The organism is Geodermatophilus arenarius (assembly GCF_042654585.1).
Lineage (GTDB): Bacteria > Actinomycetota > Actinomycetes > Mycobacteriales > Geodermatophilaceae > Geodermatophilus > Geodermatophilus arenarius.
In genome coordinates this window covers 20,294-37,585 of record NZ_JBHSGR010000010.1, presented here as the reverse complement: position 1 = coordinate 37,585, position 17,292 = coordinate 20,294, and the positions used below count along the sequence as shown (strand labels likewise).

The 17,292-nt window shown below is 76.0% G+C and carries 18 protein-coding genes; 12 read left to right on the top strand and 6 right to left on the bottom strand.

The window, feature by feature from the left end:
- Window positions 1-19: 19 nt before the first annotated feature.
- Window positions 20-1,231: a fatty acid desaturase family protein gene (locus tag ACFO3M_RS10845; protein ID WP_387988602.1), complete on the bottom strand. Its 1,212-nt coding sequence runs from the start codon at window positions 1,229-1,231 to the stop codon at window positions 20-22.
- 29 nt (window positions 1,232-1,260) lie between these two features.
- Window positions 1,261-2,361: a ferredoxin reductase gene (locus ACFO3M_RS10840; RefSeq protein WP_387988601.1), complete on the bottom strand. Its 1,101-nt coding sequence runs from the start codon at window positions 2,359-2,361 to the stop codon at window positions 1,261-1,263.
- A gap of 103 nt (window positions 2,362-2,464) precedes the next feature.
- On the opposite strand from ACFO3M_RS10840, the gene ACFO3M_RS10835 reads away from it, so the two are divergent.
- On the top strand, window positions 2,465-3,640 hold the full coding sequence (locus ACFO3M_RS10835) for a PucR family transcriptional regulator (protein ID WP_387988600.1): 1,176 nt from the start codon (window positions 2,465-2,467) through the stop codon (window positions 3,638-3,640).
- 173 nt (window positions 3,641-3,813) lie between these two features.
- The gene (locus tag ACFO3M_RS10830) at window positions 3,814-4,077 is read left to right on the top strand and encodes a hypothetical protein (protein ID WP_387988599.1); all 264 of its coding nucleotides are present in this window, start codon (window positions 3,814-3,816) and stop codon (window positions 4,075-4,077) included.
- On the opposite strand, the gene ACFO3M_RS10825 is transcribed toward ACFO3M_RS10830, so the two are convergent.
- Both ACFO3M_RS10825 and ACFO3M_RS10820 read right to left on the bottom strand, forming a co-directional pair.
- Complete coding sequence (locus tag ACFO3M_RS10825) at window positions 4,070-4,657, bottom strand: class I SAM-dependent methyltransferase (protein WP_387988598.1); 588 nt, start codon at window positions 4,655-4,657, stop codon at window positions 4,070-4,072. The genes ACFO3M_RS10830 and ACFO3M_RS10825 overlap by 8 nt on opposite strands.
- Complete coding sequence (locus ACFO3M_RS10820; RefSeq protein ID WP_387988597.1) at window positions 4,654-6,006, bottom strand: DNA polymerase IV; 1,353 nt, start codon at window positions 6,004-6,006, stop codon at window positions 4,654-4,656. Before ACFO3M_RS10820 ends, ACFO3M_RS10825 begins: the two co-directional genes overlap by 4 nt.
- 92 nt (window positions 6,007-6,098) lie before the next feature.
- Here ACFO3M_RS10820 and ACFO3M_RS10815 point away from each other — a divergent pair, with 92 nt between their 5' ends.
- Both ACFO3M_RS10815 and ACFO3M_RS10810 read left to right on the top strand, forming a co-directional pair.
- A complete protein-coding gene (locus ACFO3M_RS10815) occupies window positions 6,099-6,455 on the top strand; it encodes a hypothetical protein (RefSeq protein ID WP_387988596.1) in 357 nt (118 codons plus the stop codon).
- A gap of 24 nt (window positions 6,456-6,479) precedes the next feature.
- Complete coding sequence (locus ACFO3M_RS10810) at window positions 6,480-7,280, top strand: alpha/beta fold hydrolase (RefSeq protein ID WP_387988595.1); 801 nt, start codon at window positions 6,480-6,482, stop codon at window positions 7,278-7,280.
- Between the two features lie 20 nt (window positions 7,281-7,300).
- On the opposite strand, the gene ACFO3M_RS10805 is transcribed toward ACFO3M_RS10810, so the two are convergent.
- Window positions 7,301-9,001 carry a DEAD/DEAH box helicase gene (locus tag ACFO3M_RS10805; RefSeq protein ID WP_387988594.1) on the bottom strand — a complete coding sequence of 567 codons (1,701 nt, stop codon included), beginning with the start codon at window positions 8,999-9,001 and terminating at the stop codon, window positions 7,301-7,303.
- Between the two features lie 68 nt (window positions 9,002-9,069).
- Between ACFO3M_RS10805 and ACFO3M_RS10800 the strand changes: the two genes are divergently transcribed.
- From ACFO3M_RS10800 to ACFO3M_RS10775, 6 genes are all read left to right on the top strand, one after another.
- On the top strand, window positions 9,070-9,912 hold the full coding sequence (locus ACFO3M_RS10800; RefSeq protein ID WP_387988593.1) for an alpha/beta fold hydrolase: 843 nt from the start codon (window positions 9,070-9,072) through the stop codon (window positions 9,910-9,912).
- Window positions 9,913-9,987: 75 nt separating this feature from the next.
- Window positions 9,988-10,305 carry a hypothetical protein gene (locus ACFO3M_RS10795; RefSeq protein ID WP_387988592.1) on the top strand — a complete coding sequence of 106 codons (318 nt, stop codon included), beginning with the start codon at window positions 9,988-9,990 and terminating at the stop codon, window positions 10,303-10,305.
- Window positions 10,302-12,017: a 5,6-dimethylbenzimidazole synthase gene (gene bluB, locus ACFO3M_RS10790; protein WP_387988591.1), complete on the top strand. Its 1,716-nt coding sequence runs from the start codon at window positions 10,302-10,304 to the stop codon at window positions 12,015-12,017. The genes ACFO3M_RS10795 and bluB overlap by 4 nt, the downstream gene beginning before the upstream one ends.
- Entirely contained in the window at window positions 12,014-12,376 is a 363-nt protein-coding gene (locus ACFO3M_RS10785; protein ID WP_387988590.1) for a hypothetical protein, read from the top strand. The genes bluB and ACFO3M_RS10785 overlap by 4 nt, the downstream gene beginning before the upstream one ends.
- 49 nt (window positions 12,377-12,425) lie before the next feature.
- The gene (gene pgm / locus ACFO3M_RS10780) at window positions 12,426-14,060 is read left to right on the top strand and encodes a phosphoglucomutase (alpha-D-glucose-1,6-bisphosphate-dependent) (RefSeq protein WP_387988589.1); all 1,635 of its coding nucleotides are present in this window, start codon (window positions 12,426-12,428) and stop codon (window positions 14,058-14,060) included.
- A 66-nt stretch (window positions 14,061-14,126) separates the two neighbouring features.
- The gene (locus ACFO3M_RS10775) at window positions 14,127-14,780 is read left to right on the top strand and encodes a hypothetical protein (protein ID WP_387988588.1); all 654 of its coding nucleotides are present in this window, start codon (window positions 14,127-14,129) and stop codon (window positions 14,778-14,780) included.
- A 6-nt stretch (window positions 14,781-14,786) separates the two neighbouring features.
- Here the strand turns inward: ACFO3M_RS10775 and ACFO3M_RS10770 are convergent, their stop codons facing one another.
- Window positions 14,787-15,677: a diguanylate cyclase domain-containing protein gene (locus ACFO3M_RS10770; protein ID WP_387988587.1), complete on the bottom strand. Its 891-nt coding sequence runs from the start codon at window positions 15,675-15,677 to the stop codon at window positions 14,787-14,789.
- A gap of 130 nt (window positions 15,678-15,807) precedes the next feature.
- Here ACFO3M_RS10770 and ACFO3M_RS10765 point away from each other — a divergent pair, with 130 nt between their 5' ends.
- Together ACFO3M_RS10765 and ACFO3M_RS10760 are read left to right on the top strand one after the other, a co-directional pair.
- On the top strand, window positions 15,808-16,752 hold the full coding sequence (locus tag ACFO3M_RS10765; RefSeq protein ID WP_387988586.1) for a hydroxymethylglutaryl-CoA lyase: 945 nt from the start codon (window positions 15,808-15,810) through the stop codon (window positions 16,750-16,752).
- The gene (locus ACFO3M_RS10760) at window positions 16,749-17,249 is read left to right on the top strand and encodes a flavin reductase family protein (RefSeq protein ID WP_387988585.1); all 501 of its coding nucleotides are present in this window, start codon (window positions 16,749-16,751) and stop codon (window positions 17,247-17,249) included. Before ACFO3M_RS10765 ends, ACFO3M_RS10760 begins: the two co-directional genes overlap by 4 nt.
- The last annotated feature ends 43 nt before the right edge of the window (window positions 17,250-17,292 follow it).

Here is a 17,292-nt window from a genome sequence, read left to right as displayed (position 1 = left end):
GGCCCCTCTCCGTGTGCCGTCAGGCGGCGGCGGCCATGGCGGCCTGCTCCCGGATGAGCCGGCGGCGGACCTTCGGCTCCCCGGTGGTCATCTTCCAGAGCTTGGCCAGCTGCGAGGGCAGGTTGCGGGCGTTCGTGTTCGCCAGCCAGCCGTTCGGCAGCGAGAGCCGGATGATCTTGTGCCAGGCCGAGCCGACCTGCTTCGGCAGCGGCGCCGTGTGGTAGTTCAGGCCGTAACGGTCGAACAGGTCACGGATCTTCGGGGCGATCTCGGCGTACCGGTTGCTCGGCAGGTCCGGGAACAGGTGGTGCTCGATCTGGTGGGACAGGTTCCCGGTCAGGATGTGCATCGCCTTGGAGCCGGAGATGTTGGCCGAGCCGAGCATCTGCCGCAGGTACCACTCGCCGCGGGTCTCGCCGTCGATGGACTTCTTCTCGAAGGTCTCGACGCCCTCGGGGAAGTGCCCGCAGAGGATCACCGAGTTCGACCACAGGTTCCGCACGATGTTGGCGGTGAAGTTCGCGGCCAGGGTGGCCAGGAAGTTCGGGCCCGACAGCAGCGGGTGGATGACGTAGTCCTTGCGCACCTGCCGGCCGATCTTGACCAGCACCTGCTTGGCCCGCCGGCGGAACTCCGGGTCGCCGGTCTGCTTCTTGGCGATGACGGCGCCGAGCTCGAGGTCGTAGGCCGCGATCCCGTACTCGAAGAAGCAGGCGTTGATGAAGCTCCACAGCGGCTGGCCGAGGTACATCGGCGTCCACGGCTGGTCCTCGTCGACGCGCATGATGCCGTAGCCGAGGTCGTTGTCCTTGCCGATCACGTTCGTGTACGTGTGGTGCAGCTCGTTGTGCGAGTGCTTCCACTGCTCGGCCGGGCTGGCCATGTCCCACTCCCACGTCGTGGAGTGGATCTTCGGGTCGCGCATCCAGTCCCACTGCCCGTGGAGGATGTTGTGCCCGATCTCCATGTTCTCGAGGATCTTGGCGATCGACAGGCCGATCGTCCCGGCGATCCAGGCCGGCGGGAAACCCGAGGCCAGCAGCACGGCGCGGCTGCCCAGCTCGATCTTGCGGTGCACGTCGATGACCTTGCGGATGTAGCGCGCGTCGGCCTCGCCGCGGCTGTCCATCACGCCCTGGCGGATCTCGTCGAGCTCCTTGCCGATGAGCTCGACGTCCTCGGGGGTGAGGTGCTCGATCGGGTTGACGTCCTTCTTCTGCAGAGCGGTCATGCGGTGCGTCTCCTCGGGGGTCGAGCGGGTCAGTGGTCGATGTCGCAGGCGCCGGCGGCGGCGCTGATGCAGGTCTGGACGAGGACGCCGTCGCCGGGGGCGGCGGTGGTCACCTCGCCGGTGCGCAGGTCGCGGACGGCGCCCTCCCGCAGCGGGAGCACGCAGCCGTAGCAGATGCCCATGCGGCAGCCGCTGGGCATGAGGACGCCGGCCTCCTCGGCGGCGTCGAGGATCGGGGTGGCGCCGTCGGCCTCGAGCGAGGTGCCCTTCCTGGTGAAGGTGACCGTGCCGCCCTCGCCGGTGACCAGCACCTTGGGGCGGAACCGCTCGGTGTAGAGCCGCTCGGTGAGCCCGGCCGCGGCCCAGTGCTCCTCCAGCGCCTCCAGCATGCCGACCGGGCCGCACGCCCAGGTGTCGCGCTCGGCGAGGTCGGGGACGAGGGCGGCGACGGCCGCGGCGTCGAGCATCCCGGCGGTGTCGGTGTGCTGCTCGACCAGCCGGATCCGGCCGTCGGCGGCGAGCTGCCGCAGCTCGGCGCCGAAGACGACGTCGTCGGGGGTGGGGGCGGAGTGCACGAGCACGACGTCGGTCAGCTCGGGGTGGTTGCGCAGGATGCCCATCACCGGGGTGATGCCGGAGCCGGCGGTGACGAACAGCGCCTTGGCCGGCAGCTGCGCGGGCAGGCAGAAGTCCCCGGTGGCCTGGTCGAGCTGCACGATCGTGCCGGGCCTGGTCCGCCGGACCAGGTGGTTGCTCACCTTGCCGCCGGGGATCGCCTTGACGGTGACGGTGAAGCAGCCGTCGGTGCGGCCGAGGTCGGAGGTGATCGAGTAGGCGCGCCACATCCGGACGCCGTCGACGTCGATGCCGATGCGCACGTACTGACCGGGCCGGTGCGGCTGCCAGTCGGCGCCGGGCCGGATGACCACGGTGGCGGCGTCGCGGGTCTCGGGCACGACCGCCTCGATTCGCCCGCGCAGGTCGGCGCCGGGGCGCAGCGGGTCGACCAGGTCGAGGTAGTCGGCGGGCAGCAGCGGGGTGGTGACGAGTTCGGCGACGCGCAGGACGCGGTCGCGCAGCGCCCTGAGGGCCGGCCGGGCCGGGGAAGGGCGCGGAGCGGTCGCGGTCATGCCCTCACTGTTCCCTGCGGAACGTGCAATCACCTGTGCCCTGGACGTGAACGTTCCGCCGGATACTGTTCGCGGAGGACAATCCGTGTCACGGGGAGGTCACGTGGTCCCCCAGCAGGAGACCTTCGCGCTGCCCGTCGCGGCGGCGATGCGCACCGAGCTGCCGTCGGTCGCCGAGCGGACGGTCGCGGCGATCGTCGTCGAGGTGCCCGGCTACGCCGAGGCCTTCCGCGGGCAGATGGGCCGCAAGATCGAGAACGCCGTCCAGTTGGCCCTCGGCGGCTTCCTCGAGCTCGCCACCGGCGGCGCGGACGCCAGCCGGCCGGTGGACCCGGCGATCGAGGGCGCCTACGCGCTCGGGCGCGGGGAGGCGCGCACCGGCCGGTCGATGGACGCGCTGCTGTCGGCCTACCGGGTCGGCGCCCGGGTGGCCTGGCGGCACCTGAGCGAGACGGCGGTGGCGGCCGGCATGCCCGCCGCGGCGCTGGCCCGCTTCGCCGAGCTGGTGTTCGCCTACATCGACCAGCTCTCGTCGGCGAGTGCCTCCGGGCACGCCGACCAGCTCGCCGCGAGCGGCCGGGTGCGGCGGCGGCACCTGGAACGGCTGGCCGAACTGCTGGTCACCGGCGCGCCCCCCTACGAGCTGATCACCGCGGCCGAGCGGGCGGACTGGACGCCGCCGCGCACGCTCACCGCCGTCCTGCTGCCCGAGGCCGGCGCCCGTGACGCGACGGCGGTGCTGGACGCGCGCACGCTGCAGGTCGGCGAGGACCTGCCCGGCGCGGAGCCCTCGACCGAGCGGGCGGTGCTGCTGGTGCCCGACGCCGAGGGGTTCGCCCGCGCCTCCCTGCTCACGGTGCTCTCCGGCCGCGACGCCGTCGTGGGGCCGGCGCGGCCGTGGCAGGACGCGCGGTCGTCGTACTCGCGGGCGCTGCGGGCGCTGCAGCTGGGTCTGTCCCCCGACCGCGACGCGACCGTGGACACCGAGCAGCGGCTGGCCGACCTGGTCCTGCGCGCCGACGGCGAGGCGCTGGCCGACCTGCGCGCGCAGGTGCTCGCCCCGCTCGACGGCCTCGGCCCCGGCCCGCGGGAGAAGCTGCTGGAGACGCTGCGCTCGTGGCTGCTGCACCACGGCCGGCGCGAGCAGGTGGCCGCGGAGCTGTTCGTCCACCCGCAGACGGTGCGCTACCGGATGGGGCAGCTGCGGGAGCTGTTCGGGAAGCACCTCGACGACCCGCAGACGGTGCTCGAGCTGACCCTCGCCCTCGGCGCCCGCTGAGGGGTCCCCCCCCCGCGATCACGGCGTCCTGACCGCGACACGCCGTCCGGCGATGGTCCCGGCGCCGTGATCGCGGGGAACTGGCACGTCGTCCCCAGGGTGCTCCCAGGCGGTCGGCCGAGGCTCGGGTCCACGGCGGCACCCCGCGCCGCCGTGGACCCGAGGAGGCTCCCGTGTACCGCAGCACCGAGACCGTCGGCCGGCACGCCTGGGTGCGCACCCCGCGCCGCCCGCTGCCGCCGGAGCTGTCCGCCGACGTCGCCGTGGAGGTGACCGCCGCCGCCCTCGCCGAGGCGCCCGGGGCGACCGTCGAGTGGCTGGAGGTCGACGGCGCGGGCCTGTTCGGGGCGCACCTGCGCGGCGCCGACGGCCGGACGCTCGTCGTCCACCTGGACGCCGACCTGCGGGTGGTCGGCCGGCTGGCCGAGGTCAGCTGACCCGGAGGACGGCGACGAGGAAGTCCGACCCCGCGGTGAACGGGTGCAGGTGCCAGCTCGACAGGAGCAGGTCCGGCTCCAGCCCGGCGGCGCGGGCGTCGTCGAGGAACGCGTCGAAGGGGTAGTCCCGCCCGGCGCCGAAGCCGACCACCGCCCGGCCGCCGTCGGCCAGGTGGGCGCGGAAGCGCCGCAGCACCTCGACCCGCGTGGACGGCGCCAGGAACGTCACCACGTTGCCGGCGCAGACGATCGCGTCGAACCGGTCGGGCAGGTCGAGCTCGGCGAGGTCGCCCACCAGCCAGCGCGCGCCCGGGTGGTCCTCCTGGGCGGCGGCGATCAGCACCGGGTCGACGTCGACCCCGACGACGTCGTGCCCCGCCGCGGCGAGGTGGCCGCCGACCCGGCCCGGACCGCAGCCGGCGTCGAGCACCCGCGACCGCCGCGGCAGCATCGCGTCGACCAGCCGCGCCTCGCCGACGATGTCCATCCCGCCGGCGGCCAGGTCCTTGAACCGCTTGACGTAGGCCGCCGAGTGGCCGGGGTCGGCCCGGGTCATCCGCACCCAGAGGTTCTCGCTCACGGCTCCATCGTCGGGGGCCGCCAGTCCGGCGGGTCGCCCGGGTGCAGCGCGGGGTCGTCGGCGGCCAGGGTCCGCACCGGGCCCGGCGGGGTCAGCGGCCCCTCGAAGCGCACCGTCACCCGGCCCAGCCCGCGGCCCCACACCCAGCCCGGGCCCAGCTCGTCGTGCACGACGTCCTGCCCGGGCCACCACCGCCGGTCGGCCGGGCCGGCGACCCGGGCGGCCTGCGCGAGGACGGCGGCGGCCTCCGACTCGTCGGGCGCGTCGGCGTCGTCGTCGGCGAACAGGTCGCCCTGCGCGTACTGGGACAGACCGGAGACGCCGACGCCGAGCAGCCGCAGGCCCCCGCCGGTGCCGGCCTCGACGAGCAGCCGCCGGGCGATCGAGGCCACCTGCCGGGCGTCGTCGGTGGGCTGCGGCAGCGTCTGCGAGCGGGTGAGCGTGGTGAAGTCGTAGCGGCGCAGCTTGAGGGTGACCGTCCGCCCGGACAGCGCCGAGGACCGCAGCCGCGCGCCCACCCGCGTGGCCATCGAGTCGATCAGCCGGTTCAGCTCGGCGAGGTCGGTGAGGTCCCGCTCGAAGGTCTCCTCGTGCGACACCGACTTGGCCTCGCGCTCGGCCACCACCGGCCGGTCGTCCTCGGCCCGCGCCAGCTGGTACAGCCCGCTGCCGTGCGCCCTCCCGGCCAGCGCGACGAGGTCGGGCAGGGACTTGGCGGCCAGCTGGGCCACCGTCGCGACGCCGACCTGCCGCAGCCGCTCCGCCGTCGCCGGACCCACGCCGCCGAGCCGGGTCACCGGCAGCGGGTGCAGCACGTCCAGCTCCGTGCCGGGCGCGACGACGACGAGGCCGTCGGGCTTCTCGAGGTCGGAGCCGATCTTGGCCATGAGCTTGGAGCTGCCGATGCCCACCGAGCCGGTCACCCCGCCGGTGGCCTCGGCGATGCGGGCCTTGAGCCGGCGGGCCAGCGCGGTGACGCCCTCGACGGACAGGTCGTGCCCGGGACCGGCGGCGAGGTCGACGTAGGCCTCGTCGATCGACACCGGCTCGACCAGGGGCGACAGCTCCCGCAGCAGCTCCATGACGACGTCGGAGGTCCGCCGGTAGGCGCCGAACCGGCCGCCGAGGAACGCCGTCCCCGGCGGGCAGCGGCGCCGCGCCTCCGCCGTCGACATGGCCGAGCGGGCCCCGTACGCGCGGGCCTCGTAGGACGCCGTCGCGACGACGCCGCGCCCGCCGGTGCCGCCGACGACCACCGGCCGGCCCCGCAGCGAGGGCTTGTCGCGCTGCTCGACCGCGGCGAAGAACGCGTCCAGGTCCAGGTGCAGGACGCTCGCCTCCCGCCGCACGCCCCCATCGTCCTACGCCGGGACGACAGGCCCTGGACGCCGGTCCGGCGCAGTCGGATCCTGACCGGCAGGCACCCGACGGGAGGCCGCCGATGACCGCTCGCGACACCTCGACGACGACGCGGGCACGGGCCGGCGGACCGCGGCACGGTGCGCTGGTCGCCTACCGGCTGGCGCTGGCCCTGCTGCTGCTCGCCGTCGTCGTGCAGTTCTTCCTCGCCGGGCTCGGCGCCTTCGGCGGGGGCTTCGACGCCCACGTGACCAACGGCTACCACGTGATCCCCGCGCTGGCCCTCGTGGTCCTCGTCCTGGGTCCGGTGGCGCGCGTGGGTACCCGGGACGTCGTCCTCGGGATCACCGGCTTCCTGCACACGTCGGCGGTCCGCCGGCTCCGTGCGACTCCAGGGGAGGAGCGCCGCTCGGGACGGTCACCGAGCGGGCCCGCCTAGGTCAGCACCCGGGAGGTGAGCGCGGTGGGCGACCACGTCGACGTCGGAGGACATCCGACGTGGGTCGACGTGCGCGGCCGGCCGGTGGGCGACGCGCAGGTCGTTCTCCTGCTGCACGGCGGTCTCTCGAACTGCGACCTGTTGCTCGACGCGCTCGAGCCGACGCTGGCGGCGCGGTACGCGCTCGTGGCGTTCGACCGTCGCGGACACGGCCGGACCGCCGACACGTCCGAGCCCTTCCACTACGAGGACATGGCCACCGAGACGATCCGCGTCCTCGAGCAGGTCGTGGACCGGCCGGCGCACCTCGTCGGCTTCAGCGACGGGGGCATCGTCGCGATCCTGGTCGCCCTGCGCCGCCCCGACCTCGTCCGCCGGCTCGTGCTCATCGGCGCGAACTTCCACGTCGACGGCCTCCGCCCCCTGGAGCTCGGCGAGGACGGACCCCAGGTGACCGCGATCGCCGAGTCCTACGCGCAGCGGTCCCCCGACGGTGCCGAGCACTTCCCGGTCGTCGTGGAGAAGGGGCTGACGTTGATGCGGAGCGAACCGACCCTGTCCACCGCTGACGTCGCCCGGATCGGCGCCCCGACGCTCGTGATGGCCGGTGATGACGACCTCGTCGAGCTGAGCCACACCTGCGCGCTCTACGAGGCACTGCCGGCGGGCGCGCTGGCCGTCGTCCCCGCTGCCTCCCATCTCGTGCCGGTCGAGAAGCCGGACCTGGTCGCCCGGCTCGTCGACGACTTCCTCGGCAGCGCCTGGCCACCCGCGACGATGATGCCGATCGGACGAGCTCGGGAGGCCGCGCCCGCGCAGCCGTGACCGTCCCCCGTCGGCGGCGGTCAGCCCTCCGTGAGCGCGGCGGGCGGCAGCCAGTCGGCGTCGAGCAGCTCGGCGACCTCCTGCAGGGCCGAGGTGTCCGCGCCCGCCGTCGACCCGCTGACCGCCAGCCGCTCGACCATCACCCGTGCCACCTGCTCCTCGACCGTCCCCTCCGCGTAGGCCACCCGCCACGGCGAGACCTGCCCGTCGCGGTGGGTGCGGCCGGTGACCTGGCGGGCCTGGATGCCGGAGAAGCGCGGCTGGTGGAACAACCCGACCCGCGGGGTGGTCGAGGCGGTCGTGCCGCCGGGCAGCAGCTCGCCGGCGTGCAGGCTGATCGAGGCGGTCACGGTGAACACGCACACCGGCGCCTCGCCGGTCTGGAAGCGCAGCCGCTCGGCCTCGACGTCGAACCGGTCGCGGCCGTAGATCGACGCGACGGCGATGCCGGCGTCCAGCAGCGCCTCGCGGATCGGGTCGGCCGCGGTCTCCACGAACTCCACCGACACCGCGACCTGCCGCTCGGCCTCCACCTGGGCCCGCACCCAGTCGACGGTCGCCTGCGCGCGGATCAGCCCCGCCTTCTGCCGGAACCGCAGCAGCGCGGCGCGCCCGCGGGCGCTCTGCCGGGCCCTCCGCGCCAGCTGCATCTCGGCGCGGAACTCCTGCCACTCGGACTCGTAGGCGCACCTCTCGGCCGGGGTGAGCGCGACCGGCGTCCCGGTCACCGACACCGGCCCCCACGGCGCCGGGCGGTGCAGGGTCGCGGGCGGGTCGGCGTCGGCCAGCCAGCCCTGCAGCCGGGCCAGGTCGGCGCGCCGGGCGTCGGCGTCCTCGGTCCACGCCCAGCCGTAGCGGCCGCGTTCCACGTGGAACCCGTGCTCGGCCAGCTTCGCCGGCAGGTCCGCCCAGGCGCGCAGCGGCTCCCCGTGCACCTGGGCGAACTGCGGCGCCAGGTAGGGCAGCTCCATCGGCGTGTGCGCCGGGGTGGCGGTGGCCGCGACGACGAACGGGACGTCCTTCGCTCGGGCGCCGCCCGACACCGCCTTCCAGTGCTTCCAGCGCTGCGTCGTCGTGTGCCGCACCATGTGCGCCTCGTCGGCGACCACCACGTCGAACGAGAGCTTCGCGACCTTCGCCAGCCGGTCCCAGGTGGTGACGCACCACCGCAGGCCGCCGTCGCCGAAGCCGGCGATCGAGCGGGTCCAGTGCGGGACGGTGATCGCGGCCGGGCGGTCGGCGACGACGAGCACCCGCTCGCCGCCGCGCAGCTCGCAGATCTCCCGGGCGGCCATGACCGCGGTGCCGGTCTTGCCGACGCCGGGGTCGTCGCCGAGCAGGAACACCCGGTGCCCGGCCGCGGCGGAGGCGACGACGGCCTCGGCACCGGTGCACTGCTCCTCGCGCGGCACCAGCTGCCGGGCCTCGGGCAGCGGCCGCGGGGTCTCGTTGAGCTCGTCCTCGAGGAAGCGCTCGAAGGTGTACGGCGGCGGGTCGTAGGGCGCCAGCGCCGGCGGCAGCCGCGCGCCGACCCACACGTGCGCCTGCAGCCCGGCGTGCCAGACGGCGCCCGGGGCGGGGGCGCGGAACGGGACGGCCAGCACCCACACCCGCTCACCCGGACCCGCGGTCGGCAGGTCGGGCACCGCGGGCCTGCGGGCCGTCGTCCGGCGCTTCGTCCGGCGCTTGGTCGTGGTGGCGGCGCGACGCCGTCCGGGCATGCTGGGACCTCCCCGTCGTCCCCGGCACGGTAGGTCGCCGTCGCCCGCGGATCTGGTGGAATCGCCGGATGGGGCCGCAGTCTGACGAGGGGTTGGCGACGCGCACCGTCGGCGGGTCCGGCCCGCGGGTGGTGTTCGTCCACGGGCTGTTCGGCCAGGGCAAGAACTGGACGACGGCGGCGAAGGGGCTGGCCGACCGCCACCGGGTGACGCTGCTCGACCTGCCCAACCACGGGCACTCGCCGTGGACCGACCGGGTCGACTACGTGGACATGGCCGGGCTGGTCGCCGCGGAGCTGGAGGCCTTCGGCGAGCCGGTGACGCTGGTCGGGCACTCGATGGGCGGCAAGGTGGCGATGCAGCTGGCGCTGCGCCGGCCGGAGCTGCTGCGGGCGCTGGTCGTCGTCGACATCGCGCCGGTCGAGTACCCGGTGTCCGGCGGCCGCACCGACGACCCCGACGAGGAGGCCTCCCCGTTCGGCGCGTTCATCGCCGCGATGCGGGCGGTGGACCTCGGCGCGCTGCGCACCCGCGAGGACGCCGACCGGGCGCTGCGCGAGGCGGTGCCCAGCACGATGGTGCGGTCGTTCCTGCTGCAGAGCCTGGTCCGCGAGGGGGTGGGCTCGGGCCGCTGGCGGTGGCGGCTGAACCTGGAGACCCTCGAGCGCGACCTCGGCGAGCTGCGCGGCTTCCCCGACCCGCCGCCGGGCGCCACCTTCGACGGCCCGGTGCTGTGGATCGCCGGCGCCGACAGCCACTACGTGCTGCCCGAGGACCGCCCGCGCATGGAGGAGCTGTTCCCGCGCGTCCGGCTGGTCAAGGTCAAGAACGCCGGCCACTGGGTGCACTCGGAGCAGCCCGAGGTCTTCCTCGAGACGCTGCGCCGCTTCCTCGCCGCCGTCGAGGGCTGACGTGGGCACCTCCGCGGAGTTGCGCCGTGCACGTCCGCGGACGTGCACACCCCGGACTGCCGGGAGGGCGTGACGATGACCGAGGAGGAGGTCCGCGCGCTGGCGCTGGCGCTGCCGGAGGTCACCGAGGCCGACCACCACGGCCGCCCGTCCTTCCGGTTGGGGACCGCCGTGCTCGCCACGCTGTGGGCACCGGGCATCCTCAACGTCGTGGTCGGGGAGTCGGAGGCGCGCGCGGCCGAGGGGGGTGCGGTCTCGCTGCTGTGGTGGGGGAAGCGGCTCTCGGGCGTGCAGGTCGACCTGGCCGCGGCCGACCCGGCCGTCGTCGCCGACCTGCTGGACGAGGCCTGGGCCCGCCGGGCCCCCGCCCGGCTGCGGAGGCAGCGCCCGTGACGTACCCCCGGCCGGTCCCGCTCATCGGCGACGCCACCTCCGCCGCCGAGCGGGCCGGCGATCCCGCCGGCTGGGCCATGCCCGACGACGCCGGCGGGTTCTACGCCGTCGTCGCCGCCCGCCGCGACGTCCGCCGCTACCGCCCGGACCCGGTGCCCGACGACGTCCTGCGCCGGGTGCTGGCCGCCGGGCACTCGGCCCCGTCGGTGGGCCACAGCCAGCCGTGGCGGTTCGTCGTCGTCCGCGACCCGGCCGTCCGGGACCGCGCCGCCGTCCTCACCGACCGCGAGCGGCTGCGCCAGGCCGCGCAGATGGAGCCCGACGCCGCCCGCCGGCTGCTGGACCTGCAGCTCGAGGGCGTGCGCGAGGCGCCGCTGGGGATCGTCGTCTGCTGCGACCGGCGCACCCCCGCGGCCGGCGTGCTGGGCCGCGCGACCTTCCCCGATGCCGACCTGTGGAGCTGCGCGGCGGCCATCCAGAACCTGTGGCTCGCCGCCCGCGCCGAGGGCCTGGGCATGGGCTGGGTGACGCTGTTCCGCCCCGAGGAGCTGGCCGGGCTGGTCGGCCTCCCCGACGGCGTGGCCACCCTCGGCTGGCTGTGCCTGGGCTGGCCCGACGAGCGCCCGCCCGCGCCCGGGCTGGAGCGGGCCGGCTGGTCACGGCGGCTGCCGCTGGAGGCCGTCGTCCTGGAGGACCGCTGGCCCGCCGACGACGGCGGCCCGGCCGCTCCCCCGTCGCACCTGCGCGCGCCCGGCCGCGAGGACGTCGTCGGCGCCCGCGACGAGGCCGACCGCCTGCTCACTCCCCCGGGGTCGCTCGGCGTGCTCGACCGCGCGGTGGACCGGGTCGTGGCCCTCGGCCGCGGCGACGTCGCCGGCGGCACGCTCGTGCTCGCCGCCGCGGACCACCCGGTCGCCGCGCTCGGCGTCTCGGCCTACGGCGGGCACGTCACCCGCGACGTCGTCCGCGCCGCGCTGGCCGGCACCTCGGTCGGCGCCACCGCCGCGGCCGCGGCGGGGCTGGGGACGGTCGTCGTCGACGCCGGGGACGACGGCGACCCGCTGCACGCCGCGAGGGCCGCCCGGCCGGCCGGCCCTCGCGGCGACCTCGCCGCCGCCCCTGCCTTCACCGCCGCCGACGTCGAGCGGCTGCTGGCCGCCGGGCGGGAGCTGGGCGCCCGCGACGGCCTGCTCGCGCTCGGCGAGGTGGGCGTGGGCAACACGACCGTCGCCGCCGCGCTGGCCGCCGGGCTGCTCGGCGCCGACCCCGCCGACGTCACCGGGCTGGGCTCCGGCGCCGACAGCGAGGTGCTCGAGCGCAAGCGCGCCGTGGTGGCGCAGGCGGTGCGCAGGGCGGGCAGCGGGCTCGCGCCGGAGCGCGCGCTGGCCGAGCTCGGCGGGCCGGAGCTCACCGTGCTGGCCGGGGCCGTCCTCGGCGCCGCGGCGGCGCGCACCCCCGTCGTCCTCGACGGGTTCGCCGTCTCGGTGGCCGCGCTGGCCGCCGTCCTGCTCGAGCCCGGCGCGCAGGCCTGCCTCGTCGCCGGGCAGCGCAGCCGCGAGCGCGGGCACGAGCTGGTGCTGCACGCCCTCGGCCTGGAGCCGCTGCTGGACCTGCGGCTGCGCGCCGGGGAGGGCGCCGGCGCCGCGCTGGCCGCCGGCCTGCTGCTCGACGGCCTCCGGGTCCGCCGCGCGACGGCCCGCGTCGGGCCGTGATCGAGGCCGGGTCGCGGCGGCGCGACCAGCCCGCTCCCCCGCACGTCGTGTTCGAGGCGCTCACCGGGCCCGACCGCGATCCGGCGCGCCCGTGGCTGCGGCTGCTCGACGACGAGCACCCGCCGACCGTGGTGCACGCCGAGCGGCCGCACCTCGTCGTCTGGTCCTCGCTGTGGGAGCGCCGGCCCGACGCGCGGGTCCGCTTCGACGTGCTCGCCCTCGCCGGCGCCTCCGGGACCGACCTCCGCTGGACCCTGCTGGTCGACGGACCCCTGCCGGACGCCTCGCTCCTCGGGCACCTGCGGAGGCGGCTCAACGAGCTGGTCAACGCGGACCTGCGGTACTCCTTCGGGCAGTAGCGCGGTCTCCGCTCGCCACCGGGCCGGGAGCCGGGCCAGGATCGGCGGCGTGACCGATCCCCGTGCCGGCCAGCCCGCCGCCCCGTCCGACCTGGTCGACGTCGCCTCCCTGGTGACCGCCTACTACACGCTGGTGCCCGACCCGGCCGAGCCGGCGCAGCGGGTGTCGTTCGGGACCTCCGGGCACCGCGGGTCGGCGTTCGACACCGCGTTCAACGAGGCGCACATCCTGGCCACCACCCAGGCCATCTGCGAGTACCGGGCGGCGCAGGGCTACGACGGGCCGCTGTTCCTCGGCCGCGACACCCACGCGCTGTCCGAGCCGGCGTGGGCCAGCGCGCTCGAGGTGCTCGTCGCCAACGACGTCCCCGTGCTGGTCGACGCCGCCGGCCGGTACACGCCCACCCCGGCGGTGAGCCACGCGATCCTCACCGCCAACCGGGGGAGGACGAGCGGCCTGGCCGACGGCATCGTCGTCACGCCGTCGCACAACCCGCCCCGCGACGGCGGCTTCAAGTACAACCCGCCCTCGGGCGGCCCGGCCGACACCGACGCCACGAAGGTGATCGCCGACCGCGCCAACGAGCTGCTGGCCGCGGGCCTCGACGGCGTGCGGCGGGTGTCGTTCGCCCGGGCGCACGCGGCGGCGCAGCGGTACGACTACGTCGCCGCCTACGTCGACGACCTGCCGGCGGTGCTCGACCTCGACGCGATCCGCTCGGCCGGCGTCCGGATCGGCGCCGACCCGCTCGGCGGGGCGTCGGTGGACTACTGGGCGGCGATCGCCGAGCGGCACCGGCTCGACCTCACCGTGGTCAACCCGCTGGTCGACCCCACGTGGCGGTTCATGACGCTCGACTGGGACGGCAAGATCCGGATGGACTGCTCGTCGCCGTCGGCGATGGCCTCGCTCATCGGCAAGCGCGCCGACTACGCGATCGCCACCGGCAACGACGCCGACGCCGACCGGCACGGCATCGTCACCCCCGACGCCGGGCTGATGAACCCCAACCACTTCCTCGCCGTCGCGATCTCCTACCTGTTCGCGCACCGCCCGGAGTGGGGCGGGGACGTCGCCGTCGGCAAGACGCTGGTGTCGTCGTCGCTGATCGACCGCGTCGTCGCCGGGCTGGGGCGGCGGCTGGTCGAGGTGCCGGTCGGGTTCAAGTGGTTCGTGCCCGGGCTGCTCGACGGCTCGGTCGGGTTCGGCGGCGAGGAGTCCGCGGGGGCGTCGTTCCTGCGCCGCGACGGCGGGGTGTGGACGACGGACAAGGACGGCGTCCTGCTCGCGCTGCTGGCGAGCGAGATCCAGGCGGTGACCGGCAGCTCGCCGTCGCAGCTGCACGCGGAGCTGACCGGGCGGTACGGCGCGTCGGCCTACGCGCGGGTGGACGCCCCGGCCACCCGCGAGCAGAAGGCGGCGCTGGGGAAGCTGTCGCCGGAGGACGTCACCGCCACCGAGCTGGCCGGCGAGCCGATCACCGCCAAGCTCACCCGCGCGCCCGGCAACGACGCCGCCATCGGCGGGCTGAAGGTGGTCACGGAGAACGCCTGGTTCGCCGCCCGCCCGTCGGGGACCGAGGACGTCTACAAGGTCTACGCGGAGTCGTTCCGCGGCCCCGACCACCTCGCGCAGGTGCAGGAGGAGGCCCGCGCCGTCGTCGGCGCCGCCCTCGGCGTCTGACCCGTGCGGGCGACGACACGGGAGCAGGAGCGGAGGGCGCGGGGGCGGCAGCCGCAGACTGGGCGCATGACCGGTCAGCCGTACGAGCAGGAGTGGGACGTCGTCCCGCCCGGGTCCGTCCCCCCTCCCCCGCCGCCCGCGTACGGCAGCCGGCCCACGTACGGCGCCCAGCCCACGTACGGCGCCCCGCCTCCCCACGGCGCCCCGCCCCCGTACGGCGCCGTGCCGCCCCACGGGCAGGTCCCGCCCCACCCCCAGCCGGTCCCGTACGGCCCCGGCTGGGCGGCGGTGCCGTTCGCGCCGCCGGCGTGGCCGCACGGTCCGGGGCGGCCGGGGACGGCGACCACCGCGGCCGTGCTCGGTTTCGTCACCGGCGGCCTGACCGCGCTGGTGTCGCTGGCATTCCTCGTCGCGGTGCTCACCGGTGCCGAGGACGACCCGATCACCGTCACGCTGCTGCTCGGGCTCCCCTGCGCGGCCGGGCTGGTCACCGGGGCGGCGCGGCTGCTGGGCCGGCACTCCCCGACGGTCCTGTTCGCCTCCGCGCTCGCCTCGGTCGTCGTGCTCTTCCTCGCCCTGGTCGTCGGGGCCGCGTCGCAGGACGCCGACGACGTCGCCGGCTTCACCGCGTTCCTGGTGTTCGCGCTGCCGCTGCCGGTGCTGACCGCGGTGTTCGCCCGGCTGCCGCGCACGGTCGGCTGGGCCGGCTCGCGCGCCTGAGCCGGCTCAGCGGCGGCGGGCCTTGTCGGCGTACATCGCCGCGTCGGCCTCCCGGACCACCGCCTCCTGCGCCTCCTCGGGGTCCACGCCGCCGTCGACCGAGCCGATGCCGATGCTCAGGCCCACCCGCACGGTGGTCGAGCCGATGCTCAGCGAGCCGGGGAACGCCTCCCGCAACCGCGCGGCCAGCACCTCGGCGTCGGCCCGCTCGGTGTTCTCGCAGACGACGGCGAACTCGTCGCCGCCCAGCCGGGCCGCGGTGTCGCTGGCCCGCAGCACCGAGGCCAGGTGCCCGGCCACGGCCACGAGGACGGCGTCACCGACGGGGTGACCGAACTGGTCGTTGACCGCCTTGAACCCGTCGAGGTCCAGCACGAGCACGCAGGTCGGCGTGTGCTCGCGGTGGCCGCGCTCGAGCGCGTGCCGCAGCCGGTCGCGGAACAGCAGCCGGTTGGGCAGCCCGGTGAGCGGGTCGTGCGCCGACAGGTGCAGCAGCCGGGCCTCCAACGCCTTGCGGTCGGTGACGTCCTCGACCACCAGGACCAGGTGCGGCGCGGCGACGCCCGGGGTGCCGTCGACCCAGGACGACGTCACCTGGACCGGCACCACCTCCCCGTCGGACCGCACCATCCGGCACTCGTGCCGGGCCCGGCCGCGGCTCTCCTGCAGGCCGGTGCAGACGGCGACCGCACCGGCCACGTCCTCGGGGTGGGTGACGGCGAACAGCGTCGTGCCGCGCAGCGTCCCGGGCTCGCGGCCGAGCAGCTCGCCGAGCGCGGCGTTCGCCTCGATCAGCACGCCCTCCGGGGTGGTCAGTGCCACCCCCATCGGCGAGTTGGTGAACGCGCTGCCCAGGTCGGGGGGCGGCAGGGTGCCCGTGGCGCCCTCCAGGTCCACGGCGCCTCCCTCCCGCACCTCGTCTCGGTGTACCGATCCCAGTCATTACCTCCTGCGTTCCACGTGGAACCCCTTCGCGAGGCAGGATGGTCGGGTTCCCCCGTCCGGGCGAGCAGACAGGAGGGCAGCGGTGCCGTCGGACTTCGACCTGGTGCTGCCGACGGCGGTCGACGTCCGCGAGGTCGGCATGCGCGACGGGCTGCAGCTGGAGGCCCCCGTCCCGCTCGAGGGCAAGCTCGCGATGCTCGAGGCGCTGGTCGCCACGGGCGTGCGCCGCATCGAGGTGACGTCGTTCGTCTCGCCGAAGGCCGTCCCGGCGCTGGCCGACGCCGACCGGGTGGCCGCCGAGCTGTCCCGGTGGCCCGGCGTGCACTGGTCGGCGCTGGTCGCCAACCCCCGCGGCGCGGTCCGCGCGGTCGACGCCGGCATCGCCGACCTCGAGCTGGTCGTGTCCGCCTCCGACGGGCACAGCCGGGCCAACGCCGGCCGCTCCACCGCGGAGGCGCTGGCCGGCGTCGGTGAGGTGGCCGCGCTGGCGCACGGCGCCGGCGGCTCGCTGGAGGTCGTCGTCGCCACCGCGTGGGACTGCCCGTTCGACGGGCGCACCCCGATCGCCCGCACCGTCGACGTCTGCCGCGCCGCGGTCACCGCCGGCGCCGACGCCCTGTGCCTGGGCGACACGATCGGGACGACGACGCCGGCGCGGGTGGTCCGCCTGCTGCACGCCGTCCGCCGCGCCTGCCCCGGCACCCCGGTCGCGGTCCACTTCCACGACACCCGCGGCACCGGCCAGGCCAACGCGCTGGCCGCCGTCCAGGCCGGGGTGACCCAGCTCGACGCCTCCGTCGGCGGGCTCGGCGGCTGCCCGTTCGCGCCCGGCGCGAGCGGCAACATCGCCACCGAGGAGCTCGTCTACTGGCTGGAGGAGTCCGACGTGCGCACCGGGATCGACCTGGACGCGCTGCTGGCCGCCGCGCGGGTCACCGAGTCCGCGGTCGGCCACGAGCTGCCGAGCTCCCTGTACCGCGCCGGCGGCCGCTCGGTGCCCCGGGCGGCCGCCGGGACGACGGCGTGAGCGGTCCGGCGGAGGTCGTCGACCCGCGGGTCATGCGGGACGTGCTCGGCCACTTCGCCTCCGGCGTCACCGTGGTCACCGCGGACACCGACGACGGCCCGATCGGCTTCACCTGCCAGTCGTTCAGCTCGCTGTCCCTGGACCCGCCGCTGGTGGCGCTCGCGCCGGCGCGCACGTCGAGCACCTGGCCGCGGCTGCGGGACATCGGCCGGTTCTGCGTCAACGTCCTCGCCGAGGACCAGTCCGGGCTGTCGGCGGCGTTCGCCCGCTCGGGCGTCGACAAGTTCGCCGGCGTCCCGTGGCGGCCGAGCCGGCACGGCTCCCCCGTGCTCGACGGCGTCGTCGCGTGGATCGACTGCACGCTGTGGGCGGAGTACGACGGCGGCGACCACACGATCGTCGCGGCCCGCGTGCTGGACCTCGGCGCCGACCCCGGCCGCCGCCCGCTGCTGTTCCACCGCGGCCGCTACGGGTTCGTGGAGGCCGACGGCGCCTGATGGAGGACCCCCTCCGCCCCACCGCTCGCCAGCTCGCGGCGGG